The organism is Azospirillum sp. UFLA03-27 (assembly GCF_059803775.1).
Map to the genome: position 1 here is coordinate 1 of NZ_JAUQTX010000008.1, position 24,088 is coordinate 24,088.

Sequence of the window (24,088 nt, forward strand, 5' to 3'; positions counted from 1 at the left end):
GCGTATAATCGTCGGCAGCGTCAGATGTGTATAAGAGACAGATCCTGTCGACACCGCTCGCCCGCCGCCGTGCCGAGGGTTTGGGCGTCGATCTCGGGACGGTGGCCGGCAGCGGCCCGCGTGGTCGCATCAAGGTCGCCGACGTCGAGGCGGCGGCCCAAACGCGGCCAGCGCTTCAACCAGCGCCTCAACCCGAGCTCCAGGCACCGAAGATCGACGCGCCCGTCGCGGAACGCTCGAAGCCCACCACCCTGCAGGCGACCGTCGCCCGTCGACTGACCGCCGCCAAGCGCGACGTGCCGCACTTCTACCTCGCCGCGGAGGCCGAGGTGACAGAGCTGGCCGCCCTGCGCGACCGGCTGAACGCCGACACCGAGTCCGGGCTTCCGCGGATTTCGATGACCCATCTGGTGCTGGCCGCGGTCGGCCGGGCGCTCGCCGCCATGCCGGAGATGGACCGGGTGTGGGACGACGAGCCTCCCGGCGGTGCGATCCTCGCCCTTGGCCGCGGCGACATCGGCATGGCGGTGGACACGCCACGCGGGCTGGTCGCCCCGGTGCTGCGCGGGGCGGCGACCCTGCCGCTCGACCGGCTGGCGGCGGAGGCCGCGTCGCTGACCCGCCGCGCCCGCGACGGACGCCTGACGGAGGAGGATTTCCAGGGCGGCGCCGTCACCGTGTCGAACGCCGGCATGCACAACGTCACCTACATGACCTCGATCATCAATCCCGGCCAGTCGAGCATCCTCGGCGTCGGCAGCGTCCGCTCCGTCTTCCGTCCCGATGCGGCGGGAACCCCGGTGCTGAAGCGCGAACTCGGCCTCGTCCTGTCGGCGGACCATCGGCTGTTCGACGGCGTGACCGCCCTGGCCTTCCTCAACCGCATCATCGCCGGGCTGGAGCGGCCGTTGCGCCTGCTTCGCGCCGCCTGACCCAAGGAACGATTCCCATGGACTTCCAGCTTTCCGAAGAACAGCGCCTGATGATCGAGACGGCGTCGCGCGTCGGCGCCGAGTTCGGTCCCGACTATTGGCGCGAACAGGACGCGAAGAAGAGCTTCCCGACCGAGGCCTGGGCCGGCATTTGCGAATCCGGCCTCGGCGGTGTCTCCCTGCCGGAGGAGTATGGCGGCTCCGGCCTCGGCATGCTCGACATGGCGCTGGTGGTGGAGGCGCTGTCGGCGGCGGGCGGCGGCGCGACGCTGGCCCAGCTCTTCATGATCAACCCGATCTTCGGCGGCGTGGCGCTGGCGAAGTTCGGCACCAAGGCGCAGAAGGACGCCATGCTGCCCGCGCTGATCCAGGGCAAGCTGAACTTCTGCATGGCGCTGACCGAGCCGAACGCCGGCTCCAACAGCCTGGAGATCCGCACCTTCGCCCACGCCGACGGCCAGGGCTGGCGGCTGAAGGGCCAGAAGATCTGGATCACCGGCGTGCCCGACGCGCAGAAGATGCTGGTGGTCGCCCGCACCACCCGGCTTGAGGAGGCGGGCCGACGCACCGCCGGCATCAGTCTGTTCCTGATCGACGTGGACCGCGAGGGCCTCAGCCACCAGCCGATCGAGAAGGTCGGCACCAACACGCTGGCTTCCAGCACCGTCTATTTCGACGACGTGCGGATCGAGCCGGACGAGCTGATCGGCACGCTCGACGGCGGCTGGCACCAGCTTCTCGACGTGCTCAACACCGAGCGGATCGTCACCACCGCCGGACTGGTCGGCGCCGGCAGCCTCGCCATTCGGCTGGCGGTGGACTACGCCAAGGACCGCAAGGTCTTCGGCGACAAGCCGGTGGCCGCCTACCAGGGCGTCCAGTTCCCACTCGCCCAGGCGCACGCCGAGCTGCAATGCGCCCGGCTGATGAATCTGAAGGCGGCGTCGCTGTGCGACACCGGCCTGCCCTACGGCAGCGAGGCCAACATCGCCAAGCTGATCGCGGCGCAGGCGGCGTCCCACGCCATCGAGCGGTCGATGCAGGCGATGGGCGGCATGGGCTATGCCAAGGAATACCATGTCGAGCGGCTGTGGCGCGACGCAAGGCTGTTCCGCTTCGCCCCGGTGTCGGAAGAGATGGTGTTGAACTTCATCGCCATGCACGATCTCGGCATGCCGAAATCCTACTGAGCGGAACCGGCGGGCAACGCCGGACGCACATCCCTAGGGAGGGGACACCCGTGGTCAATCTGAGCGCCTTCATCCGGTTCCACGCGCTGCGCACGCCGGACCGGCTGGCGTTGGTCTATGGCGACCAGCGCATCAGCTACGCCGACTTCCTCGACCGCATCGGGCGCATGGCCGCCTTCCTCCACCGGCGCGGCGTGCGCGAGGGCGACGTGGTGGCGGTGGTGATGAAGAACAGCGCCGCCTTCCTGGAGATCGCCTTCGCCGCCAGCCACCTCGGCGCGGTGTTCCTGCCGATCAACTACCGGCTGGCCGCCCCCGAGGTCGCCTTCATCACCGGCAACGCCGGGGCGATGCTGGTCTTCGCTGACACCGAGCTGGCCGCGGCTGTGAAGGACGACCCGCGCGCCGTTCTGGTCGACGCCGCGGCGCAGGCGGACGGACGGGCGCTGGCCGGGACCGAGGGACCGGTGCCGCCGATGCGGGTGCGCGGCTCGCAGGATCTGTTCCGGCTGATGTACACGTCGGGCACCACCGACCACCCCAAGGGGGTCATGCATTCCTACGAAAACTTCTATTGGAAATGCATGGACCATGTGACGGCGCTGGGGCTGACGGCGGAGGACCGGCTGCTGGCGGTCGGGCCGCTGTACCATGTCGGCGCCTTCGACCTGCCGGGCCTCGCGGTGCTGTGGCTGGGCGGAACGATCTGCGTCCTGCGCGACTTCGACCCGGACACCGCCCTCGCCGCCATCGAGCGCGAGCAACTGACCGGCGCCTGGTTCGCCCCGGTGATGGTCGGGCGCATCCTGTCCCATCCGGAGCGCGGGCGCTACGACGTCTCCAGCCTGAAATGGGCGATCGGCGGCGGCGAGCGCACGCCGGAGCAGCGCATCCGCGACTTCACCGGCCTGTTCGCCAACGCCCGCTACATCGACGGTTACGGCCTGACGGAGAGCTGTTCGGGCGACACGCTGATGGAGGCCGGACGCGAGATCGAGAAGATCGGCTCGACGGGACGGGCCCTCGCCCATGTGGAGATCGACATCCGCGACGATGCCGGCACCTCCCTGCCCGCCGGGGAAATCGGCGAGATCTGCCTGCGCGGACCGAAGGTCACCAAGGGCTATTGGAAAGACCCGGAGAAGACGGCGCGCAGCTTCTACGGCGACTGGTTCCGCACTGGCGACGTCGGCTATCTCGACGCCGACGGCTTCCTGTTCCTGACCGACCGCAAGAAGGACATGATCATCAGCGGCGGCGAGAACATCGCCTCCTCGGAGATCGAACGCGTCGTCTTCCTGCTGCCCCAGGTCGTCGAGGTCGCCGTCATCGCCGTCCCCGACGAGCGCTGGGGCGAGGTCCCGGCGGCGGTCGTGGTGCTGAAGGAGGGCGAGAGCCTCGACGCCGAGACGCTGGAGCAGCACTGCCGCCGGCACCTCGCCGGTTTCAAGATCCCCAAGCGCCTGCTGCTGCGCGAGGCGCTGCCGCGCAACCCGTCCGGCAAGGTGCTGAAGCGCGTGCTGCGCGACGAACTGGCCCCCGCCCATTCGGAGAACACACCATGACCGCTCCCGACACCCTGGCGGCGGCCATCGCCCGCTTCGTCGCCGGCCTGACCCTGGACAACCTGCCGCCCGACGTGGTGGAGAAGGCGCGGGTCTGCCTGCTGAACGGTTACGGCATCGCGCTCGGCGGCCACGACACCCCCTACGCTCCGGTGGCGCGGGCGGCGGCGCTGGCCATGCATGGCGAACGATCCGACGGCGCCAGCATGCTGGGCGACAACACGTCTGGTAGGAACCGGAGGACCAGCGTTCCCGGCGCCGCGCTCGCCGGCTCCGCCCTGTTCCACGGCCGGGCGCAGGAGGACACCTGCGGCGCCGCCCACATCGGCGCGGTGCTGATCCCGCTGCTGACCGCGCTGGTCGAGGCCGGGGACGGCCCGGTGGAACGGCTGCTGCCGGCCCTGGTCGCCGGCTACGAGGCGGGCGGGCTGCTGGAGAACGCCTTCTCGCCTCTGACCACGCCCGGCGGCCTGCGCGCCTCGCCGCTCTACGGCACCTTGGCCGCCGCCGCCGGGGCAGCGTACCTGCTCGGCCTACCGGAGGAGCGCATCGCGGCGGCGCTCGCCAACGCCGCCTCCTTCACCGGCGGCATCCTGCAATCCTTCGACGACGGCACCGACGAGTGGCGCTATCAGGTGGGCGTCGCCGCGGTGAACGGGTTGACGGCGGCGCGGCTGGCGGCGGCTGGCTCGGTCTCCGCCCCTCGCGCCTTCGAGGGACGCACCGGCTTCGTCCGCGCCTTCGCCCGCACCGGCTGCGATCCGGTGGAGCTGGCGGCGCGGCTGGGTCGCGACTGGTCGATCCACCGCGTCACCTTCAAGCCCTACCCGGTCTGCGCCTTCAACCAGACCCCGGTCACCGCGGCGCTCGCCCTGCGCGAGGAGGTGGCGGGCCGGGCCATCCGGTCGGTGACCGTGCGCATGAACCCGTTCGAGACCGGCTACGCGGGCATGGATTCGAAGGGACCCTTCGCCAGCATCTCCGGCACGCTGATGAGCATTCCCTTCTGCATCGCGCTGACGCTGCTGCGCGGCGTGCCGACCATGGAGACGATGACCCGCTACGACGACGGCGCAGTCAACGCCCTGGTCGCACGGGTCGATCTCGTCCCCGACGAGGGTGTGCGGCGGCTGTGCTGCGCCATCGAGGTGGTGTTGGAGGACGGCACGGCGCTGACCCGCCGCCAGGACATGACGACCGACGACTTCTCCCTGCCCTGGGACGCGGTGAGCGGGCTGGTCCGCCGCATCGGCGATGAAACCGGGGTGCCGGCCGACGCCTACGACCGGATCGAGCGCTTCGCCCGCGCCCTGCCCGGGGCGGCGATCGACGACGTGCTGGAGGCGTTCGGGCGGCTACCCGATCACCCGCATCAGGCGCTGGTTTCTCTCGTCAAAGGCGTGAGGAACGGCTAAATCCGGGACGGAGAGGGAGATTGCAGGCGATGGTGGCGATGGGGCGAACGGCGGGAAAGAAGACGCGGGTGCAGCGGTCGGAAGAGGTCCGCGACGCCCTGTTCCAGGCCGCCGCCGAGGTGGTGGGGGAATATGGCTACATCGACGCCTCGATCACCCGCATCACCCAGCGGGCGAACCTGGCGCAGGGCACCTTCTACAACTACTTCTCCTCGCGGCAGGAAATCTTCGACGAGCTGCTTCCGGTGCTGGGCGCCAAGATGCTGGCCCACATCCGCCAGCAGGCCAGCGGCGCCAGGACCTTTCTGGAGAAGGAGGAACAGTCGTTCCGGGCCTTCTTCTCCTTCCTCAAGCGCATGCCCTATTTCCTGCGCATCCTCAACGAGGCGGAGATTTTCGCACCCAAGGCCCACCGCCAGCACTTCCACAACATCACCGGCGGCTACATGCGCTTCCTGCGCAGCGCCCGCAAGAACGGCGAGATCGCCAACCTTGGCGACGAGGCGCTGGAGCCGCTGGTCTACATGCTGATCGCCACGCGGGGCTATCTCGCCTTGCGCTACACCGACGAGGACGGCGTCGTCAATCTGCCGGAAGAGGCCGTTCAGATGTACCTTCAACTGCTCTCCAAGGGCCTTCTGACCAAGGAACCGAATGCGCCGTCGTAAAGACCGCACCGCAGCGGCCGTGGGCCGGCCGGCCTTACGCGCTCCTGTTCAGTGACGACAGGAACTCGTCCTCCCACTGCCGCCCCGCCTCCAACTCGCTGAACAGCCATTCGCGGAACAGCCGGATCTTCGGAAGGTTGGCGGTCGATTTCAGCGTGACGAAGCCATGCCCCTGTGCCCGCAGCCCGCGGGTCGGGAAGGGGATGATGAGCCGCCCCGACAGCAGTTCCTGCCGGGCCAGCAGCAGGCTGTCCAGGCACACGCCCATGCCGTTCGCCGCGGCGTTGATCGCCATGAAGGAGCGGTCGAAGCGCAGGCCGCGCTCCATGTCCAGCTCGACGCCGCGGTGTCGGTTCGCCCAGTCGCGCCAGCCGACGATGTTGATTTCCGAATGGATCAGGATGTGCCGGCTGATGTCCGACGGCTTGCGGATCGGGTTCAGCCCGTTTGCGAGCGCCGGGGAGCACATCGGCACGATGACATCGTCGGGAAACAGCTCCAGCACGCAGCCGGCCGGCGGCGGGCCGGGGTTGTAGCGGATGTCCACATCCACCGCCCCCGTCGTCAGGTCGATGGGTGAGACCGACGCGCGCAGGCGGATGTCGATGGCGGGATGGATCTCCTTCACCCGCCCCAGACGCGGCATCAGCCACTGCGCGGCGAAGCTGGGCATCGAGCGCACGGTCAGGATCGTCGTGCCGCTGCCCGTCGTCGTGACGTTGCGGGTCGCCGTGTCGATCCGGGCGAAGGCGGCGATAATCTCCGCGGCATAGGCCCGCCCGTCATCGGTCAGCGCGACCGACCGGTGCACGCGGTGGAACAGCCGCAGGCCGAGCTGCTCCTCCAGAATCTTCACCTGATGGCTGATCGCCGAGGGCGTCAGGCCGAGATCCTCCGCCGCCGTTGCGAAGGAACCGAGCCGCGCCGCCGCCTCAAAGGCTTGCAAAGCCTTGATGGAAATCCGTTTCCGCATCGCACCATATCAATGAATTCATTTCAGCATTCAGCAATCTTATTCGTTTGTCGAATTCATCTCAAGACCATAGGATTGTTGCAACGATCGGAGGCACGAACCATCAGCCCTCCGTACCGAAAAATCATCAAAACCGAGCGAAAACGACGCTCCGCCGCGGCACCCCCAGGGCCGCCACGCCCACGGCCGTCACACCCACGGCCGCCATGGCGGAGCCAGCTTCGAACAAAGGGAGCGAGCATGTTGCTGTCCAACAAGGTGTGCGTGATCACCGGAGCGGCGTCCCAGCGCGGCATCGGCCGGGCCACGGCGCGGCTGTTCGCCCTGCACGGCGGGCGGGCGATCATCCTGGACCTCGATGGCGGTCAGGCCGCCGAAGCCGCCGCCGAGCTGGGCGAGGCGCACCGCGGCATCGCCTGCGACGTGACCGACAAGGCCGCCTGCGTCAACGCCGCTGCCCGCGTGGTCGAGGAGTTCGGCCGCATCGACGTGCTGGTCAACAACGCCGGCATCACCCAGCCGCTGAAGTTCATGGACATCGAGCCGAAGAACTACGAGGCGGTGACCGACGTCAGCCTGCGCGGCACGCTCTACATGAGCCAGGCGGTCGTCCCGCACATGCGCGCCCAGAAGTCCGGCTCCATCGTCTGCATCTCCTCGGTGTCGGCGCAGCGCGGCGGCGGCATCTTCGGCGGCCCGCACTACAGCGCCGCCAAGGCCGGCGTCCTCGGCCTCGCCAAGGCGATGGCGCGGGAACTAGGCCCGGACAACGTCCGCGTGAATTCCGTCACCCCCGGCCTGATCCAGACCGACATCACCGGCGGCAAGCTGACGCCCGAGCTGCGGGCGGAGATCCTCAAGGGCATTCCGCTGAACCGCCTGGGCGACGCCGAGGACGTGGCGCGCTCCTGCCTCTTCCTGGCGTCGGAGCTGTCGTCCTACGTCACGGGCGCCACGCTCGACGTCAACGGCGGCATGCTGATCCACTGACCCTGAAACGCTGGAGACGACTCCCGTGGACACCACCCAACTGGGCCACAACGTTCCCCTGACCGAACGCGCCTACCGCATCCGCCGCAACGCCGTGCTGATGGGCGAGGTGCAGGGCCAGGGCTACATCGGGCAGGCCCTCGATATCGCCGACGTGCTGGCCGTGTCCTATTTCCACGCCATGCGCTACCGGCCGGAGGACCCGCAATGGGAAGGCCGCGACCGCTTCCTGCTGTCCAACGGCCACTACGCCATCGCGCTCTACGCCGCCCTGATCGAGGCCGGCATCGTCCCGGCCGAGGAGCTGGAGACCTACGGCAGCGACGACAGCCGCCTTCCGATGTCGGGCATGGCCGCCTACACGCCGGGCATGGAGATGTCGGGCGGCTCGCTCGGCCTCGGCCTCAGCATCGCGGTCGGCATCGCTCTCGGCCTGAAGCGCAAGGCGTCGGACAACCGCGTCTACACGCTCTTCTCCGACGGCGAGCTGGACGAGGGCTCGGTCTGGGAAGCCATCATGTCGGCGGCCCATTACAAGCTCGACAACCTGATCGGCATCGTCGACGTCAACAATCAGCAGGCCGACGGCCCCTCCACCCAGGTGATGGCCTTCGAGCCGCTGGTCGACAAGCTGGAGGCCTTCGGCTGGTTCGTCCAGCGGGTGGACGGCAACGACATGGACGCCGTGGTCGCCGCCTTCGACGCCGCCCGCGACCATCCGGAGCCCAAGCCCCGCATGATCGTCTGCGACACCAGGATGGGCAAGGGCGTGCCCTTCCTCGAAGCCCGCGAAAAGAATCACTTCATCCGCGTGGACGCGCACGAGTGGAAGCTCGCCCTCGACGCGCTGGACGCCGGGAGGACCGCATGAGCACCGCCGCCACCACCACCGCCCCGGCCGCCGCCAAGCCGCACCTGAAGACCTCCGCCATGATCGCCTCGATCGCGGGCGAAGGGCAGCGCACCAAGCCCGCCCCCTTCGGCCACGCGCTGGTCGAGCTGGCCAAGGCGCGTCCGGAGATCGTCGGCCTCACCGCCGATCTGGCGAAGTACACCGACCTGCACATCTTCGCCCAGGCCAACCCGGACCGTTTCTACCAGATGGGCATGGCCGAGCAGCTGCTGATGGGCGCCGCCTCCGGTCTGGCGCACGAGGGCTTCATGCCCTTCGTCACCACCTACGCGGTCTTCGCCTCGCGCCGGGCCTACGACTTCGTGCACCAGACGATCGCGGAGGAGAACCGCAACGTCAAGATCGCCTGCGCCCTACCGGGCCTGACCTCGGGCTACGGCCCCAGCCATCAGGCGGCGGAGGATCTGGCCCTGATGCGCGCCATGCCGAACATGGTGGTCATCGACCCCTGCGACGCCCTTGAGATCGAGCAGGCGGTACCCGCCATGGCCGCCCACCAGGGGCCGATCTACATGCGCCTGCTGCGCGGCAACGTCCCGCTGGTGCTCGACGAGTACGATTACACATTCGAACTCGGCAAGGCGAAGCGGCTGCGCGACGGCGCCGACGTGCTGGTCATCTCCTCCGGCATCATGACGATGCGGGCGCTGGAGGTGGCGAAGGCCCTGGAGGCCGACAAGGTCGACGTCGCCGTGCTGCACGTCCCGACCATCAAGCCGCTCGACACCGAGACCATCCTGACCGAGGCCGGGCGCAGCGGGCGCATGGTCGTCGTCGCCGAGAACCACACCGTCATCGGCGGTCTGGGCGAGGCGGTGGCCGGCACGCTGCTGCGCGCCGGGGTCGTTCCCAGCGCCTTCCGCCAGATCGGCCTGCCCGACGAATTCCTGAAGGCCGGCGCTCTGCCGACGCTGCACGACCTCTACGGCATTTCCACCGACGCCATGGTAACCAGCATCAAGGGGTGGCTGTAAGCCGCCCCCCACCCCCGTCGCTCACCCCCGGCTGTCGCAGAAGCGAGGACACCCTAAGAACCGCGCCGCGCCCGTTCCCGATACGCTGAACGACAAAAGACCACAGGAGAGGAAACAATGGACAAGAAGCCGCCCCAAACCCCCGCTCACTCGACCCTGGGCCTTCTTCGCCCGAGCCGCCGCGCCGTTCTGGCCGCCGCCGCCGCCGTGCCGCTGGTGACCATCCTGAAGCGCCCGGCCAACGCCGCCGAGTTCCAGTTCAAATACGCCACCGGCCAGGACCCGACCCACCCGGTCAACATCCGCGCGCAGGAGGCCATCGACCGCATCCGCGAGGCGACGTCCGGCCGGCTCGACATCAAGCTGTTCCCCGCCAACCAGCTCGGCAGCGACACCGACCTGCTGGGGCAGGTGCGCAACGGCGGTGTGGAGATCTTCAACCTCTCCTCGCTGATCCTCGCCACCTTCGTCCCGCTGTCCGGCATCACCAGCATGGGCTTCGCCTTCAAGGACTACGACGCGGTCTGGCAGGCGATGGACGGCGACCTGGGCAAGCATGTCCGGGCGGAGATCGCCAAGACCCCGATCATGACGCTCAGCAAGATCTGGGACAACGGCTTCCGCCACGTCACCTCCTCCACCCGCGTCATCAAGACGCCGGAGGACATCAAGGGATTCAAGATGCGGGTGCCGCCGGCGCCGGCCCTGACCTCGCTGTTCAAGGCCATCGACGCCGCCCCGGCGCCGATCAACTTCAACGAGCTCTACTCCGCCCTTCAGACCACCGTGGTCGAGGGTCAGGAGAACCCGCTGGCGATCATCGCCACCGCCCGCCTGTACGAGGTGCAGAAGTCCTGCAGTCTGACCGGCCATGTCTGGGACGGCTATTGGGTGCTCGGCAACAAGCGCGCCTTCGCCCGCCTGCCCGCCGACATTCAGGCCATCGTCACCCGCGAACTGGACCGTTCGGCGGACGACCAGCGGGCCGACATCGCGGCACTCACCGAATCGCTGCAGAAGGACCTGTCCGCCAAGGGACTGACCTTCCACACCATCGACCGCGAACCGTTCCGCAAGGTGCTCGCCGGGACGAACTTCTACGCTGAGTGGAAAGGGAAGTACGGGGCCACCGCCTGGGATCTGCTTGAGAAGGTGACCGGCAAGCTGGGCTGACGCGGTCCGCCGACGCGGCCGGCCTCCTGGTTCCTCAAAGGTCCTGCGGGGCCGGCCGCTTCCCCATCACCGATCGTCCCCACCACCGATCGTTCATGCGAAGGGCTGGTTACCATGAACACTCCCGTCAACACGGCGGACGCCGCCGTTCACGGCGCCGGGCGGCCATCGGGCGCCGGCACCGGCTGGCTTGACCGGCTGGACCGCGGCATCGGGCTGCTGGTCGAGGCACCGGCGGCACTGCTGGTGCTCGCCGAGGTCGGCGTCCTGCTGGTCGGCGTCATCTGGCGCTATCTCCTGCACAGCCCGATCATCTGGTCGGACGAGCTGGCCTCCATCCTGTTCCTCTGGCTCGCCATGTTCGGCTCGGTCGTGGCGCTGCGCCGGGGCGAGCACATGCGGATGACCGCGATCGTCGGCATGCTCCAGCCCCGCACCCAGGCGTTCCTCGACGTGGTGGCGATCACCGCGGCGCTGGCCTTCCTGCTGCTGATGGCCGAGCCGGCCTACGAGTTCGCGGTGGAGGAGGTGTGGGTCACCACGCCGGCGCTGGACATTCCCAACTCCTGGCGGGCGAGCGCGCTGCCGGTGGGCTTCGTCCTGATGATCGCGGTGGCGCTGCTTCGGCTGGCGCGGCTGGGCCGCCCGTCCGACGTGCTGCGGGCGGTGGTGGCGGTCACGGCGGTGGTCGGCGTCATGGCGCTGGCGGCGCCGCTGTTCGCGGGGCTCGGCAACTACAACCTGCTGCTCTTCTTCGTGGTGGGCGTCGGCGCGATGGTGTTCCTTGGCCTGCCCATCGCCTTCGCCTTCGGTCTGGCGACCTTCGGCTATCTGGCGCTCGCCACCTCGACCCCGGCCATCGTCATGGTGGGCCGCATGGACGAGGGGATGAGCCACCTGATCCTGCTGTCGGTGCCGCTGTTCGTCTTCCTCGGGCAGCTCATCGAGATGACCGGCATGGCCCGCGCCATGGTCGGCTTCCTGGCCAGCCTGCTTGGCCATGTGCGCGGCGGCCTGTCCTACGTGCTGATCGGCGCCATGTACCTCGTCTCGGGCATTTCCGGGTCGAAGGCGGCGGACATGGCGGCGGTCGCCCCGGTGCTGTTCCCCGAGATGAAGGCGCGCGGCGCCAAGCCCGGCGACCTCGTCGCCCTGCTGTCGGCCACCGGCGCCCAGACCGAGACCATCCCGCCGTCGCTGGTCCTCATCACCATCGGCTCGGTCACCGGCGTGTCCATCGCCGCCCTGTTCACCGGCGGCCTGCTGCCGGGCATCGTGCTGGGCGCCGCTCTGGCGGCGCTGGTCTGGTGGCGCTACCGCCACGAGGATCTGTCCCACGTCCGCCGCGCCAGCAAGGCAGAGGTCGGCAAGGCCTTCCTGATCGCGCTGCCGGCCATCGCGCTGCCCTTCATCATCCGCGCCGCGGTGATCGAGGGTGTCGCGACCGCGACCGAAGTGTCGACCATCGGCATCGTCTACGCGGTGGTCGCCGGCCTGCTGATCTATCGCCAGTTCGACTGGCGCCGCATCTACCCGATGCTGGTCGAGACGGCGTCGCTGTCCGGAGCGATCCTGCTGATCATCGGTGCCGCCACCGGCATGGCCTGGGCGCTGACCCAGTCCGGCTTCTCCAGCTCGCTGGCCGAGGCGATGCGGGCCCTGCCGGGCGGGGTGCCGGTCTTCATCGTGGTGTCGATCATCGCCTTCATCATCCTGGGCAGCGTGCTGGAGGGCATCCCCGCCATCGTGCTGTTCGGCCCGCTGCTGTTCCCCATCGCCCGCCAGTTGGGGGTGCATGAGGTGCATTACGCGATGATCGTAATCCTGGCCATGGGCATCGGCCTGTTCGCCCCGCCCTTCGGCGTCGGCTACTACGCGGCCTGCGCCATCAGCCGGATCAACCCCGACGAAGGCATGAAGCCGATCATCGGCTACCTCGTGGCGCTGACCATCGGCCTGATCGTCGTCGCGGCGGTGCCCTGGATCTCCATCGGTTTCCTCTGATCCGCCTTCCGGCCCGGCCCCCCGATTTCCCGACGGGTGGATCGGGCCTTCCTCTCCTTCTTCCGTTCAGGAAAGTGATACGGCCATGACGACGGTGGGCTTTATCGGCCTCGGTTCCATGGGCATGCCGATGGCGTGCAACCTGCTGGCACGCGGTTTCGCGCTGCGCGGCTTCGACGTGCGGCGCGAGAGCGTCGCCGTTCTGGAGGCCCGCGGCGGGCGGGGGGCGGACAGCGCCGCCGCCGCCGCCGAAGGGGCCGACGCGCTGGTCCTGATGGTGGTCAACGCCGCCCAGGCCGAGTCCGTCCTGTTCGCCCAGGGCGCGTTGGACCGCCTGCCGGAGGGCGCCACGGTGATCCTGATGGCGACCTGTCCGCCGGACGCCGTCGCCGCGCTCGCCGCGCGGGTCGAGGCGGCGGGGCGGCGCTTCGTGGACGCCCCGGTGTCGGGCGGCACGGTCGGGGCGGTGGCCGGAACGCTCTCCATCATGGCGGCGGCCCCGACCGCGGTGGTGGAGCGGGTGCGCCCGGTCCTGGCGGCGATGGGCGACAAGGTCTTCCACGTCGGCGAGGCGCCGGGGCAAGGCGCCACGGTGAAGACGGTCAACCAGCTGCTGTGCGGCGTCCACATCGCCGTGGTGGCGGAAGCCTTCTCGCTGGCCGCCAAGGCCGGCGTCGATCTGGCGGTCCTGCTGGAGATCATGAGCGGCTCCGCCGCGTCGAGCTGGATGCTGAAGGACCGCGGCCCGCGCATGCTGGAGGCCGAGCCGGGCATCACCAGCGCCGTGGACATTTTCGTCAAGGATCTCGGCATCGTCCTGGAGGCCGGTCGCGGCGCCAAGGCCGCCTTGCCGCTGGCCGCCGTCGCCCACCAGATGTTCCTCTCGGCCTCCGGGCGCGGCGAAGGCGCGATGGACGACAGCCAGGTGATCCGCAGCTATCACCTTCTGAACGGCGTCCCGCCAGGGTGAGGCGGGAGCGTCGTCAAGGAAACGACGGCGCTCCATCGGTCATGACGGTCTTCGCTCCGGATGCCGGCGGCTCACGCTGAACCGTCGTCATCCGGGGCGCATCAGGTCGCCGGGCTTCGCCCGGCGTTTTTTCTTTCGGCACGACGACGGCAGGGTTCGATGATGAAGGCCCCCGGTGCGCCTCGCCGTCGAGGGAACCGGGAAAGGAAAAAGAAATCCACGAACCTTGATGACAACGTTGTCATTTACGCCTGACAGCGCTATGATAACGTTGTCATCGGGCGTTATCGCCTCGCCCTCATCCGGCCGATCAGGATTGCCCCCTCATGAGCGTGTTTCTCGATGCCCTGCTCGACAGCAGTTTGGACGACAGCATCCGGGGGGTGCCACCTGGGACGGCGCCGCTGCGGCTGCGTGATGTCGGCGCCCGGGGCTGGCGCCCGGCCGCGGGCGACATGGCGCTTCCGGTGCTGACGCTCGACGAGGACGCCTTCGCCGCCAACCGCGATCTGATCTTCGCCTATGCGCGCCGCCACGGCGTGGCGCTGGCGCCCCATGCCAAGACGCCGATGGCCCCGCAGATCGCCTCCGCCCTGGTGGAGGCCGGCGCCTGGGGCGCCACCGTCGCCAACCTGCAGCAGGCGGCCGTTCTGCTGCGCGCCGGCGTGACCCGGCTGATCCTCGCCAACGAGATCGGCGGCCGGGCCAGCGGCGAGCGGCTGGGCGCGCTGCTCGCCGCACATCCCGACGCCGACCTGCGCGCCTTCGCCGACTCCCCCGCCGCGGTCGAGACGCTCGCCGCCGCGGCGCGCGCCGCCGGCCGCCCCCCCGAACGTCCGCTGCCCGTCCTGGTCGAGGTCGGCGCCGGCCGCGCCGGCGCCCGCGACCGGGCGGCGGTGGACGCGATCCTCGCCGCGGTCGTCCGCCATTCCGGCCTGCTGGTTCTCGACGGCGTCGCCACCTACGAAGGGGCGGTCGCCACCGCCGATCCAGCCGAGACCGCCGCCAACATCGCTGCCCTGATGCGGCGCACGGCGGAGGCCTTCGCGCTGGTGCGCGCGCTGGCCCCGGAGCGGCCTTTGCTGCTCACCGCGGGCGGTTCCGCCTTCTTCGACATGGTGGTGACCGGCCTGGCGCCGGTCGCCGCGACGGACGGCAACGCCACGCTGGTGCTGCGCAGCGGCGCCATCTTCTTCCATGACCACGGCGTCTACGAACGCGCGCTCGGCGCGCTCGACGCCCGGCAAGGCTTCGCCTGCGGCGGCGCCACGGCAGCCGATTTCCGCCCGGCCCTGCGCCTGTGGGCGGAGGTTCTGACCCGGCCGGAACCGGAACTGGCCATCTGCGGCTTCGGCATGCGCGACGCCTCCTTCGACCAGGACCTGCCCCGCCCCCTGCTGGTCCACCGCGACGGCAGTGCGCTCTCCGCGGACGGCTTGCGGGTGACCCGGCTGAACGACCAGCACGCCTTCGTCGCCGTGCCGGCGGGCCATGACCTTGCCGTCGGCGACATCGTCGAGTTCGGGATCTCGCACCCCTGCACCTGCATCGACCGCTGGCGGGTGCTGTTCGGCCTCGGCGCCGACGGGCGGGTCCGCAGCGCCTACCGCACTTTCTTCGGCTGATCCAAGGCGGCCAGACACGCCATGCAGACATTGAATTTCCAACAGCTCCTGCGCTACCAGGACCAGCTGATCGACGGCACGCTGCACACGCTGCTGCTGACCCTGGTCGCGGCGGTGATCGGCACCGCCATCGGCGTCGCCGGGGCGGCGGCGGTGCGCAGCGGGCCGCGCCCGGTGCGCTGGGCGATCCGCGGCTATGTCGAGCTGATCCGCAACACGCCGTCGCTGATCCAGCTGTTCGTGGTCTTCTTCGTGCTGCCGGGCTTCGGCTTGCGGATGGGAGCCTTCGAGGCGGCGGCGATCGCGCTCGGCCTCTATTTCGGCGCCTACTGCACCGAGATCGTCCGTGCCGGGCTCGACGCCATACCCGGCAGCCAGGTCGAGGCCGGCCAGTGCCTGGGGCTGACCCGCTGGCAGGTGTTCCGCCATGTCGTGCTGCCGCCGGCCCTGCGCAGCGTCTACCCCGCCTTCACCAGCCAGTTCGTCCTGCTGCTGCTCGGCACCTCGCTGGCCTCGCAGATCTCGGCGGAGGAGCTGTTCCACACCGGCGGCTTTATCGAGACGCGCACTTACCGCAGCTTCGAGGTCTATGCCGTGATCTGCGGCATCTACTTCGCCCTGGTGATGAGCTTCAAACTGCTGTTCGCCGCGGTGGGGCGCCTCGCCTTCCGCTGGCCGGTGCGGCGCTGACGGAGACACCGGCCATGCGTTCCTTTTCCCTCGCCGACTTCCTGTCGCTGCTCAGCGCGCTGCAATGGACGGGCGTCCTCGTCCTCATCGCGCTCGCCTTCGGCGCTCCGCTGGCGCTGGCGCTCGCCCTGATGCGGACCAGCGCCCGCCGCGCGCTGCGCTGGTCCGCCACCGCCTTCCTCCAGATCGTCCAGGGCGTCCCGCTGCTCGGCCTGCTGATGTTCTTCTACTTCGGCATGCCGGTCTTCCTCGGGGTGGAGATGTCGCCTCTGGTCGCCGTCGGCATCGCCATGACCGTCTACACCGCCTCCTTCCTCGGCGAGATCTGGCGCGGCGGCATCGAGGCGGTGAAGCACGAGCAATGGGAGGCCGCCGCCTGCCTCGGCCTGTCGACCTGGCACCAGTTCCGCTACGTCATCGCGCCGCAGGCCTTCCGCATGGCGCTGCCGCCGACCGTCGGCTTCCTGGTCCAGTTGATCAAGGGCACGTCGCTGGCCTCCATCGTCGGCTTCGTCGAACTCGCCCGCGCCGGCCAGCTGGTCAGCGCCGCCACCTTCCAGCCCCTGCTGGTCTACTCGATCGTCGCGGCGATCTACTTCGCCGCCTGCCTGCCGCTCACCCTGTGGGCGCGTTCCCTGGAGGCCCGTCTCAATGGCGCTCGTTGACATCAAGAACGTTACCAAGAGCTACGGTTCCATCGAGGTACTCAAGGGGGTTTCGCTCAGCATCGACGAGGGCGAGATCGTCACCATCATCGGCAAGTCGGGCTCCGGCAAATCGACCCTGCTGCGCTGCATCAACGCGCTGGAGCGCATCGACGGCGGCGAGATCACGGTGGAGGGCCAGTCGGTGCGCACCGACATGCCGAACCTGCGCGGCTTCCGCCAGCGCGTCGGCATCGTCTTCCAGGCCTTCAACCTGTTCCCGCACCTGACGGTGGAACGCAACATCACACTGGCCCCGATCCTCAACAAGCGGATCGCCAAGGCGGAAGGCCGGGCGCTGGCGCTGGACGTGCTGGCCCGCGTCGGGCTGGCCGACAAGATCGACGCCTATCCGGCCCAGCTCTCGGGCGGGCAGCAGCAGCGCGTCGCCATCGCCCGCTGCCTCGCCATGGGGCCGCAGCTGATGCTGTTCGACGAGGTGACCTCGGCCCTCGACCCGGAACTGGTCGGCGAGGTTCTGAAGGTGATGGAGGACATGGCGCGGCAGGGCATGACGATGGTCCTGGTCACCCACGAGATGGGCTTCGCCCGCAACGTCGCCTCCAAGATCGTCTTCATGCACCAGGGCCGCGTCTGGGAGGAGGGGCCGCCGGCGGAACTCTTCGCCAATCCCCGCACCCCCGAACTGCGGAGCTTCATCGCCTCCGCGCGCTGATCCCATTTCCCCGAAACGGCCCCCGCATCGCCTGCCAAGGTCAGGACAAGGGCCGGACAACGACCAGAACAGAGGAGCAATGTCGTGAGACTCTTCCGGACCCTTGCCGCCGCCGTGGCGGTCTGCGCCACCGTCGCCCTGTCCTCCGCCGCCCTGCCCTCCGCCGCGAAGGCGGATGCCCTGCAGAACGTCCTGTCGGCGGGCAAGCTGCGCGTCGGCGTGCTGCTGGACGCCGCCCCCTGGGGCTTCAAGGACGCCAAGGGCGAGGCCGCCGGCCTCGACATCGACCTTGCCAAGCTGATGGCCGCCGACATGGGCGTGAAGCTGGATCTGGTCCAGGTGACCGGCGCCAACCGCATCCCCAGCCTGCTCGCCAACAAGGTGGACGTGCTGATCGCCGCCGCCGGCGCGACGCCGGAGCGCGCCCAGCAGGTGACCTTCTCCCAGCCCTACGCCGCGGTCAATCTCGGCGTCTACGGGCCGAAGGCGATGGCCACCGCCACCGATCCGGCCGAGCTGAAGGGCCACAGCATCGGCGTCGCCAAGGGCTCGACGCTCGACATCTGGCTGACCGACAACGCCCCCGGCGCCAAGCTGGTCCGTTTCGAGGACACCCCCGGCGCCATCGCCGCCTATCTGGCCGGACAGGTCGAGACCTTCGCCGAGAACAGCGCCATCGCGCTGAAGGTCTCGGAGGACAATCCCGGCAAGGATGTCGAGCTGAAGTTCCTGATCCGCCAATCGCCGGCCCATGTGGCCGTCCGCCACGGCGAACAGGATATGGTCAACTGGATCAACACTTTCCTGTTCTACAACCGCCTGAACGGCAAGCTGAGCGCCCTTCAGATGAAGTGGTTCAAGGAAAAGCAGACGCTTCCGCAGATGTAATCCGCCGTTCGGCATCGCAAGAGAGGTTTCATTCGATGATCACGAGGTTCCAGGTCGGCTCGCGCATGAGCCAGGCCGTCGTCTGCCAGGGCATGGTCCACATCGCGGGTCAGGTCGCCAACAACCGCACCGGCTCGATCCGGGAGCAGACCCGGGACGTGCTGGCGAAGATCGACGCCCTGCTGGAGGAGGCCGGCACCGACAAGTCCAAGCTGGTCGCCGTCAACGTCTTCCTGCCGCACATCACCGACTTCGACGCCATGAACGAGGTCTACGACGCCTGGATCGACCCCGCCAACCCGCCGGCCCGCGCCTGCACCGAAGCGCGGCTGGCCGACCCGGACCTGCGCGTCGAGATGACGGCGCTGGCCGCCCTCTGAAGGGCCTCTTAGGCGAACCGGAGGGGGCGCCGGGCAGCCGCTGCCCTGGCAAACACTGTTAAGGCGCCCCTCCGCCACAAGGTTTTTGGCCACAAGGTCTTTGGAATGCACACTGGCCTCTACCACGCGCTCGATTTCGCCGCCGACGGCAAGTCGCTGGATTTCCTCAGCATCCCGTTCTCGGTGGATCGCTCCCCCTATTATCAGGTGAAAGTTCCGGTCTGCCGCGTGCGCAACGGGGCTGGTCCGCGCGTGCTGCTGATGGCGGGCAACCATGGCGACGAGTATGAAGGCGAATTGCTGCTGGGCCGGCTGTTCCGCCGGCTCGATGCCGCGCGCATCCGCGGCGAGGTGACGATCCTGCCGGCCACCAACGCGCCGGCCGTGATGGCGGCGCGGCGCCGCTCGCCGCTGGACGAGGGCAACCTCAACCGAGCCTTTCCCGGCGACCCCGCCGGAGCGCCGACCTTCCGGCTGGCGCATTTCCTCGAGCACGAGCTGTTCCCGCGCCATGACGTGGTGTTCGACCTCCATTCCGGCGGCACCTCCATGGCCCACCTGCCTTGCGCCCTGATCGAGCGGCAAGGCACGCCCGATCGGCTCGGCCGCGCCCTGGAGCTGATGCAGGGGCTGGGTATGCCCTACGGCTTCGTGGCGGAAAACGGCGCCACGGCCCCGACGTCGATGGCGGCGGCGGCGCGGGCCGGCGTCATCGGCATCAGCGGCGAGTTCGGCGGCGGCGGCACGGTGACGCCGGAGACCATGGCCTATACCGCCCGCGCGATCGACAACCTGCTGATCGCCGTCGGGTTGACCGATGCGCCGGTGCTCTCGGTCGCCGGGGCCGCCCCTGCCCCCATGCAATTGCCCATGCAACTGCTTCAGCTTGACAGCCACCGGCAGGCGATTTACGCGCTGCGGCGCGGCTGGTTCGAACCGGCGGTCGACATCGGGGCGCGGGTCGCCGCCGGTGACCTCGCCGGCTGGTTCCACGACCTGACGCGGCTCGACCAGCCGGAGGAGGAACTCCGCTTCCAGGAGGCGGGCATCGTCATCTCGCGGCGCCTGCACAGCGACAGCGAGGCCGGCGACTGCCTGATCCAGGTGGCGCGTCCGGTCGAGGAGGCGGGCATCCTGGCGCGCGCGGCCTGATCGCGGATTGACAACCGCGGACCAACAGACGGGAGACGGGCGGCATGAGTGACACCGGTGCGGCAAAGCGGCCGCCGACCATCGACGACGTCCTCCGCCTGCGGGCAGTGGAACCGCTTCCTTCAAGCGACGGGGACGCGGTCGAAGGGACGGCTCGCGACGGGGCGACTCCGCCGCGCATCGTCGAGATCGCCCGGCTTGCCGGGGTTTCGCCGATCACCGTCTCGCGCGCCCTGCGTCAGCCGGAGAAGGTGGCCGAGGCCAAGCGCCGCAAAATCCTGGAGATCGTGGAGCGCACCGGCTACGCCACCAACCCCCATGCCCGCGCGCTGAGGTCCGGCCAGTCGAACATCGTCGCCGCCTTCGTCTCGAATCTGCAGAGCCAGCAGTTCTGCCTCGCCGTGCAGGGCTGCGGCGAGGTTCTGGAGCCTCAGGGCTACCAATTGATGATCGGGCAGACCTCCTACTCCTACGCCAAGGAGACGACGATGATCCAGTCGCTGCGCGAGATGCGTCCGGCGGCGGTCATGTTCACCGGCGTCATCGAGATCGAGGAGAACCGGCGGGCTTTGCGGGCGCTGGGAATCCCGATCATGGAGACCTGGGCCTATCCCCGCGACCCGATCGACATGCTGGTCGGCTTCTCGAACATCGACAGCGGCCGCCTGGCGGCCGAGCATTTCGCCGAGCGCGGCTATCGTCGCATCGGCTTCATCGGCCGCCGCAGCGGCCGCGGCGCCCTTCGCATTACCGGCTTCCGCGAGGGCGCCCGCGCCGCTGGTCTCGACATCGTCGCCGAACTGTCGGTCGACGGGGTGAGCAGCATGGTCGACGGCCGCCGCGCGCTTGGCAACCTCCTGTCGCGCAACGCGGCGGTCGAGGCGGTGTTCTGCGCCAACGACCTGCTGGCGACCGGCGCGTTGCTGGAGGCACGCCGGCTGGGCATGCGCCTGCCCGACGACATCGCCATCCTCGGCTTCGGCCACAACGACATCGCCGAAGAGCTGCCGCCCGGACTGACCACAATCGGGATCGACAGCCGCGACCTCGGCCGCCAAGCCGGATCAATGATCCTGCAACGGATGCGCGGCGAGATGCCTTCGGAACCGACCCGCGCCGTCGAGCTGACGCTGACCCGCCGCGGCAGCAGCTGACGCGCGCTTGGGCTTGAGCTGGCGGTGCCGGACCGCCAGCGGCTGGCAACAAACCAGCCTGGGATGGACGAAATGGCTGCGTGGGCAACAGTGCAACACGCCGCCTTGGCTGGCGCAACGCCCAAACCGGGAAAGCACCGGGTCCCCCGCCCTTCCGAAACATGGCGCGTTTGGACGGGGCAATGCCCTGGCCAAGCCACGCTCGGCGTCCTGTTCGCTCCCCTCCCCCACCGGCATGACGGCGGCTCAGGTTCAACTTCCCAGGAGGTTGGTGCGGACTTGCAGCAGATGCTCCTGAAGGGCGGCACGGGCCTGATCCCCGTCACGGTCCTTGAGCGCGCTGACGATGCGCCGGTGCTGCTCCTCATAAACGGCGCGCCGCGCCGGCGTGAGGCTGCGCACCTTTAGGCGCGCCCATTCCGGCTGGTTTCGGATGGCGTTGATTGCGTCGTAAACATCCGCCAGCAAGCCGTTCTTGGCCGCGCCGATGATCGCCACGTGCAGCATGCCGTCCCAGTGTTCGAATTCCGGAATGTCCTGGGCGCGCTCGGCATGGGCCAGGCATTCCTCCATCCGGTGGAGATCCGCCGCGGTGGCCCGCCCAGCGGCCAGCTCTGCCGCTTGCGGCTCGACCATCAGGCGCAGTTCCATGACTTCCGCCGGGCTGGCGCCGATGATGCGGCTGGTCAGGCTCTGATCCTCGGATGTGGCCCTTACCGTTGCCTCCGACGTAACGAACGAGCCGCGGCCCACATGACGCACGATCTTGCCCTGCTCCTCAAGCACGCGAAGGCTCTTGCGCAACGTGTTGCGGGAAACGTTGAAGCGCTTCTCCAATTCACGCTCGGTCGGCAGCTTGGTGCCCGGACCCCAGGTTCCGTCGGCAATGCCCTGTTCGATCAACGCAACAACCGCGCTCGCTCCGGAAGCAGCCCGATCCCTGAGATTCAGCGCGTCCATAACCCGTTCCACCAGCATTTTGCTCCATTCTTCATCCAATATGGCGCGTCCTCAGCCGCCGCGCAATCTCAATTTTAGGGTTCCGGCTTACGGATCCAGACAACCAGTTTGGAAAAAATGGACCAGACGCATTTTCTTCTTGACCAATCATGAGCCGTGATCGTCATATTGGATCACTGATGGCGCTGATAGCGTCGCATTGGTCCTGATAATGGTTCATATTTGGATCAGAGGAGGCAGCGCATGAGATTCGTCACCTTCCAACATGATGGACGCCGCAAGGTCGGGGTGATCGATCCGGACACGCAGCGGGTTTGGCCGATCGAATCCGTTCTCGGCGAACCGGTCCGTGACATGCTCGATCTCATCCGCCGTTACGACGCGGCCAAGGGCGAGACAACGCTTGGTTCCGTGGGGATTCCGTTGGCCGACGTCCGTGTCGACGCGCCGATCCCGCGTCCCGACCGCAACATTTTCTGCGTCGGCAAGAACTACCACGACCATGCCCACGAGTTTACCCGCAGCGGTTTCGACGCCGGGTCGAAGGTGGCGGCCGACGCAATCCCGGAAGCGCCGATCTTCTTCACGAAGCCGCCGGAGACGGTGATCGCCAATGGTGATCCAATCCGTTACCCGCACGGGGTCAGCGACAGCCTCGACTATGAGGCCGAACTGGGTGTGGTCATCGGCAAGGGGGGCCGCGGGATCACCAAAGCCGAAGCCTACGACCATGTCTTCGGTTACGTCATCATCAACGACATGACGGCGCGTGACTGGCAGTCGCGCCATAAGCAGTGGTTCCTGGGCAAGAGCTTCGACACCTTCTGCCCGATGGGACCATGGCTGGCGACGGCCGACGAGGTCGACGCGGCCAACCTGGCGCTGCGTTGCTGGGTGAACGACGAACTCCGCCAGAACGCCAACACGCGCGATCTGATCTTCGACATTCCGACCATGATCGAGACCCTGTCGGCCGGAATCACGCTGTACCCCGGCGACATCATCGCCACCGGCACGCCGGCCGGGGTCGGCATCGGCTTCAACCCGCCGAAGTTCCTGAAGCCGGGCGACCGTGTGACGATCGAGATCGACGGGCTCGGCCGGCTCAGCAACGTGCTCGACTGAGCACGGGCGGCCATTCTGCAACGGCAACAAGGGAAACACCTTATGGCACAGCATCTGGCTGTCGAGGTTCACGGCGCGGGCGACCCGGTGATCCTGGTCCATGGCCTGGGCGGCACCTCCAACGTGTTCACCCCGCAGGTCGGCGCGTTGTCGCGGTTCTTCCAATGCGTGCGCTTCGACCTTCCCGGTTCCGGGCGAAGCGCCATCAACGACGACGTCTCGATTTCCGGCTTCGTCGATGCGGTCGAGGCGGTCCTCGACAGCCGCGGCATCGAGCGCGCCCATGTGGTCGGCCATTCGCTCGGCACCGTCGTGTGCCAGCATCTCGCCGTCCGCCAGCTGGAGCGGGTGCGCAGCCTGTCGTTGATCGGGCCGCTTCACGCGCCGCCCGAGGCCGCCCGTCCGGCGCTCCGCGACCGCGCCACCAAAGCGCGCGCCGACGGTATGGTGGGCATCGCCGATGCGGTCGTCCAGGGCGGCACCTCGGCCGACACCAAGGCCAACCGGCCGGAAGTGGCGGCGTTCGTGCGCGAGATCCTGATGCGCCAGGACCCGGAAGGCTATGCCCGCACCTGCGAGGCCTTGGCCACCGCCGAGCCCGCCGACGTGGCGCGGATCGCCTGCCCGACGCTGCTCATCACGGGCGACGAGGACGGCACGGCGCCACCACCGGCCGTGCGGGTCCTGGCGTCGAAGATCCCGGGATCGAACCTGCGCATTCTCGATCGCTGCGGCCATTGGACGACGTTCGAGCGTCCGGCGGCGGTCAACGAAGCGCTGATCAACTTCCTGTTCTCCGTCGCCTGAGCACCTTGCGGAAAAGCGCACCGCCGTGACGCGTCCCCATGGCGGACGCGGCCCATCAAAGGAATGGCCCATCAAGAAGCGGCGGTGTCGTTCGGATGGCGGAGCCACGATCCCGGCAAAACCATCCGAAGCACGAACGAAACAATAAGCCGGCAAACCG

Annotated in this window: 23 protein-coding genes; 21 read left to right on the forward strand and 2 right to left on the reverse strand. The window is 68.7% G+C overall.

The genetic code is table 11. The annotated features are described in order from the left end of the window. Window positions 1-26 precede the first annotated feature (26 nt). The 5 genes from Q4I23_RS02300 to Q4I23_RS02320 are packed head-to-tail and all read left to right on the forward strand — an operon-like array spanning window position 27 to window position 5,770. On the forward strand, window positions 27-932 hold the full coding sequence (locus Q4I23_RS02300) for a 2-oxo acid dehydrogenase subunit E2 (protein WP_498525169.1): 906 nt from the start codon (window positions 27-29) through the stop codon (window positions 930-932). A gap of 17 nt (window positions 933-949) precedes the next feature. Continuing rightward, window positions 950-2,122: an acyl-CoA dehydrogenase family protein gene (locus tag Q4I23_RS02305; RefSeq protein ID WP_040137608.1), complete on the forward strand. Its 1,173-nt coding sequence runs from the start codon at window positions 950-952 to the stop codon at window positions 2,120-2,122. 50 nt (window positions 2,123-2,172) lie between these two features. Further along, window positions 2,173-3,687, forward strand: a complete 1,515-nt coding sequence (locus Q4I23_RS02310; RefSeq protein ID WP_498525170.1) for an AMP-binding protein — start codon at window positions 2,173-2,175, stop codon at window positions 3,685-3,687. Then, on the forward strand, window positions 3,684-5,102 hold the full coding sequence (locus tag Q4I23_RS02315; protein ID WP_498525171.1) for an MmgE/PrpD family protein: 1,419 nt from the start codon (window positions 3,684-3,686) through the stop codon (window positions 5,100-5,102). The genes Q4I23_RS02310 and Q4I23_RS02315 overlap by 4 nt, the downstream gene beginning before the upstream one ends. A 29-nt stretch (window positions 5,103-5,131) precedes the next feature. Further along, window positions 5,132-5,770 carry a TetR/AcrR family transcriptional regulator gene (locus tag Q4I23_RS02320; RefSeq protein WP_454020053.1) on the forward strand — a complete coding sequence of 213 codons (639 nt, stop codon included), beginning with the start codon at window positions 5,132-5,134 and terminating at the stop codon, window positions 5,768-5,770. A gap of 34 nt (window positions 5,771-5,804) precedes the next feature. Here Q4I23_RS02320 and Q4I23_RS02325 read toward each other — a convergent pair whose 3' ends face one another. Then, window positions 5,805-6,743, reverse strand: a complete 939-nt coding sequence (locus tag Q4I23_RS02325; RefSeq protein WP_454019770.1) for a LysR substrate-binding domain-containing protein — start codon at window positions 6,741-6,743, stop codon at window positions 5,805-5,807. Window positions 6,744-6,983: 240 nt separating this feature from the next. Between Q4I23_RS02325 and Q4I23_RS02330 the strand changes: the two genes are divergently transcribed. The 14 genes from Q4I23_RS02330 (at window position 6,984) to Q4I23_RS02395 (ending at window position 21,036) form a co-directional block, all read left to right on the forward strand. After that, on the forward strand, window positions 6,984-7,733 hold the full coding sequence (locus Q4I23_RS02330) for an SDR family NAD(P)-dependent oxidoreductase (RefSeq protein ID WP_200775870.1): 750 nt from the start codon (window positions 6,984-6,986) through the stop codon (window positions 7,731-7,733). Window positions 7,734-7,758: 25 nt separating this feature from the next. Further along, complete coding sequence (locus Q4I23_RS02335) at window positions 7,759-8,604, forward strand: transketolase (protein ID WP_498525172.1); 846 nt, start codon at window positions 7,759-7,761, stop codon at window positions 8,602-8,604. After that, window positions 8,601-9,620, forward strand: coding sequence for a transketolase family protein (locus Q4I23_RS02340; protein ID WP_498525173.1), 1,020 nt, complete (start codon window positions 8,601-8,603; stop codon window positions 9,618-9,620). Before Q4I23_RS02335 ends, Q4I23_RS02340 begins: the two co-directional genes overlap by 4 nt. Window positions 9,621-9,737: 117 nt before the next feature. After that, window positions 9,738-10,793 carry a TRAP transporter substrate-binding protein gene (locus Q4I23_RS02345; protein ID WP_454019772.1) on the forward strand — a complete coding sequence of 352 codons (1,056 nt, stop codon included), beginning with the start codon at window positions 9,738-9,740 and terminating at the stop codon, window positions 10,791-10,793. A 114-nt stretch (window positions 10,794-10,907) separates the two neighbouring features. Continuing rightward, window positions 10,908-12,797, forward strand: coding sequence for a TRAP transporter large permease (locus tag Q4I23_RS02350; RefSeq protein WP_454019773.1), 1,890 nt, complete (start codon window positions 10,908-10,910; stop codon window positions 12,795-12,797). 85 nt (window positions 12,798-12,882) lie between these two features. Next, the gene (locus Q4I23_RS02355) at window positions 12,883-13,767 is read left to right on the forward strand and encodes an NAD(P)-dependent oxidoreductase (RefSeq protein WP_498525174.1); all 885 of its coding nucleotides are present in this window, start codon (window positions 12,883-12,885) and stop codon (window positions 13,765-13,767) included. A gap of 326 nt (window positions 13,768-14,093) precedes the next feature. Beyond that, window positions 14,094-15,392 carry an alanine racemase gene (locus tag Q4I23_RS02360; protein WP_498525175.1) on the forward strand — a complete coding sequence of 433 codons (1,299 nt, stop codon included), beginning with the start codon at window positions 14,094-14,096 and terminating at the stop codon, window positions 15,390-15,392. Window positions 15,393-15,413: 21 nt separating this feature from the next. Next, window positions 15,414-16,082 carry an amino acid ABC transporter permease gene (locus Q4I23_RS02365; protein ID WP_237906619.1) on the forward strand — a complete coding sequence of 223 codons (669 nt, stop codon included), beginning with the start codon at window positions 15,414-15,416 and terminating at the stop codon, window positions 16,080-16,082. Between the two features lie 14 nt (window positions 16,083-16,096). Next, window positions 16,097-16,747 (forward strand): amino acid ABC transporter permease, encoded by a 651-nt coding sequence (locus Q4I23_RS02370; RefSeq protein WP_454019776.1) that lies wholly within the window; start codon window positions 16,097-16,099, stop codon window positions 16,745-16,747. Beyond that, the gene (locus Q4I23_RS02375) at window positions 16,734-17,462 is read left to right on the forward strand and encodes an amino acid ABC transporter ATP-binding protein (RefSeq protein ID WP_119509256.1); all 729 of its coding nucleotides are present in this window, start codon (window positions 16,734-16,736) and stop codon (window positions 17,460-17,462) included. The genes Q4I23_RS02370 and Q4I23_RS02375 overlap by 14 nt, the downstream gene beginning before the upstream one ends. A gap of 84 nt (window positions 17,463-17,546) precedes the next feature. After that, window positions 17,547-18,350 carry a transporter substrate-binding domain-containing protein gene (locus Q4I23_RS02380; protein WP_237906621.1) on the forward strand — a complete coding sequence of 268 codons (804 nt, stop codon included), beginning with the start codon at window positions 17,547-17,549 and terminating at the stop codon, window positions 18,348-18,350. 35 nt (window positions 18,351-18,385) lie between these two features. Then, a complete protein-coding gene (locus tag Q4I23_RS02385) occupies window positions 18,386-18,730 on the forward strand; it encodes a RidA family protein (RefSeq protein ID WP_237906622.1) in 345 nt (114 codons plus the stop codon). A 105-nt stretch (window positions 18,731-18,835) separates the two neighbouring features. Continuing rightward, window positions 18,836-19,882 (forward strand): M14 family metallopeptidase, encoded by a 1,047-nt coding sequence (locus Q4I23_RS02390; RefSeq protein ID WP_498525176.1) that lies wholly within the window; start codon window positions 18,836-18,838, stop codon window positions 19,880-19,882. A gap of 44 nt (window positions 19,883-19,926) precedes the next feature. Continuing rightward, complete coding sequence (locus Q4I23_RS02395) at window positions 19,927-21,036, forward strand: LacI family DNA-binding transcriptional regulator (protein ID WP_498525177.1); 1,110 nt, start codon at window positions 19,927-19,929, stop codon at window positions 21,034-21,036. A gap of 252 nt (window positions 21,037-21,288) precedes the next feature. On the opposite strand, the gene Q4I23_RS02400 is transcribed toward Q4I23_RS02395, so the two are convergent. Further along, window positions 21,289-22,014: a FadR/GntR family transcriptional regulator gene (locus Q4I23_RS02400; protein WP_498525178.1), complete on the reverse strand. Its 726-nt coding sequence runs from the start codon at window positions 22,012-22,014 to the stop codon at window positions 21,289-21,291. A gap of 225 nt (window positions 22,015-22,239) precedes the next feature. Here Q4I23_RS02400 and Q4I23_RS02405 point away from each other — a divergent pair, with 225 nt between their 5' ends. Both Q4I23_RS02405 and Q4I23_RS02410 read left to right on the forward strand, forming a co-directional pair. Beyond that, entirely contained in the window at window positions 22,240-23,121 is an 882-nt protein-coding gene (locus Q4I23_RS02405) for a fumarylacetoacetate hydrolase family protein (RefSeq protein ID WP_498525179.1), read from the forward strand. 42 nt (window positions 23,122-23,163) lie between these two features. After that, window positions 23,164-23,928 (forward strand): alpha/beta fold hydrolase, encoded by a 765-nt coding sequence (locus Q4I23_RS02410; protein WP_498525180.1) that lies wholly within the window; start codon window positions 23,164-23,166, stop codon window positions 23,926-23,928. Window positions 23,929-24,088: the final 160 nt, after the last annotated feature.

Bases quoted from the DNA above. Each gene is read 5' to 3' on its own strand.
- Q4I23_RS02305 (WP_040137608.1), top strand. From the start codon at position 950: ATGGACTTCCAGCTTTCCGAAGAACAGCGCCTGATGATCGAGACGGCG.
- Q4I23_RS02315 (WP_498525171.1), top strand. From the start codon at position 3,684: ATGACCGCTCCCGACACCCTGGCGGCGGCCATCGCCCGCTTCGTCGCC.
- Q4I23_RS02320 (WP_454020053.1), top strand. From the start codon at position 5,132: ATGGTGGCGATGGGGCGAACGGCGGGAAAGAAGACGCGGGTGCAGCGG.
- Q4I23_RS02325 (WP_454019770.1), bottom strand. From the start codon at position 6,743: ATGCGGAAACGGATTTCCATCAAGGCTTTGCAAGCCTTTGAGGCGGCG.
- Q4I23_RS02330 (WP_200775870.1), top strand. From the start codon at position 6,984: ATGTTGCTGTCCAACAAGGTGTGCGTGATCACCGGAGCGGCGTCCCAG.
- Q4I23_RS02340 (WP_498525173.1), top strand. From the start codon at position 8,601: ATGAGCACCGCCGCCACCACCACCGCCCCGGCCGCCGCCAAGCCGCAC.
- Q4I23_RS02345 (WP_454019772.1), top strand. From the start codon at position 9,738: ATGGACAAGAAGCCGCCCCAAACCCCCGCTCACTCGACCCTGGGCCTT.
- Q4I23_RS02350 (WP_454019773.1), top strand. From the start codon at position 10,908: ATGAACACTCCCGTCAACACGGCGGACGCCGCCGTTCACGGCGCCGGG.
- Q4I23_RS02355 (WP_498525174.1), top strand. From the start codon at position 12,883: ATGACGACGGTGGGCTTTATCGGCCTCGGTTCCATGGGCATGCCGATG.
- Q4I23_RS02360 (WP_498525175.1), top strand. From the start codon at position 14,094: ATGAGCGTGTTTCTCGATGCCCTGCTCGACAGCAGTTTGGACGACAGC.
- Q4I23_RS02365 (WP_237906619.1), top strand. From the start codon at position 15,414: ATGCAGACATTGAATTTCCAACAGCTCCTGCGCTACCAGGACCAGCTG.
- Q4I23_RS02370 (WP_454019776.1), top strand. From the start codon at position 16,097: ATGCGTTCCTTTTCCCTCGCCGACTTCCTGTCGCTGCTCAGCGCGCTG.
- Q4I23_RS02375 (WP_119509256.1), top strand. From the start codon at position 16,734: ATGGCGCTCGTTGACATCAAGAACGTTACCAAGAGCTACGGTTCCATC.
- Q4I23_RS02385 (WP_237906622.1), top strand. From the start codon at position 18,386: ATGATCACGAGGTTCCAGGTCGGCTCGCGCATGAGCCAGGCCGTCGTC.
- Q4I23_RS02390 (WP_498525176.1), top strand. From the start codon at position 18,836: ATGCACACTGGCCTCTACCACGCGCTCGATTTCGCCGCCGACGGCAAG.
- Q4I23_RS02395 (WP_498525177.1), top strand. From the start codon at position 19,927: ATGAGTGACACCGGTGCGGCAAAGCGGCCGCCGACCATCGACGACGTC.
- Q4I23_RS02400 (WP_498525178.1), bottom strand. From the start codon at position 22,014: ATGCTGGTGGAACGGGTTATGGACGCGCTGAATCTCAGGGATCGGGCT.
- Q4I23_RS02405 (WP_498525179.1), top strand. From the start codon at position 22,240: ATGAGATTCGTCACCTTCCAACATGATGGACGCCGCAAGGTCGGGGTG.
- Q4I23_RS02410 (WP_498525180.1), top strand. From the start codon at position 23,164: ATGGCACAGCATCTGGCTGTCGAGGTTCACGGCGCGGGCGACCCGGTG.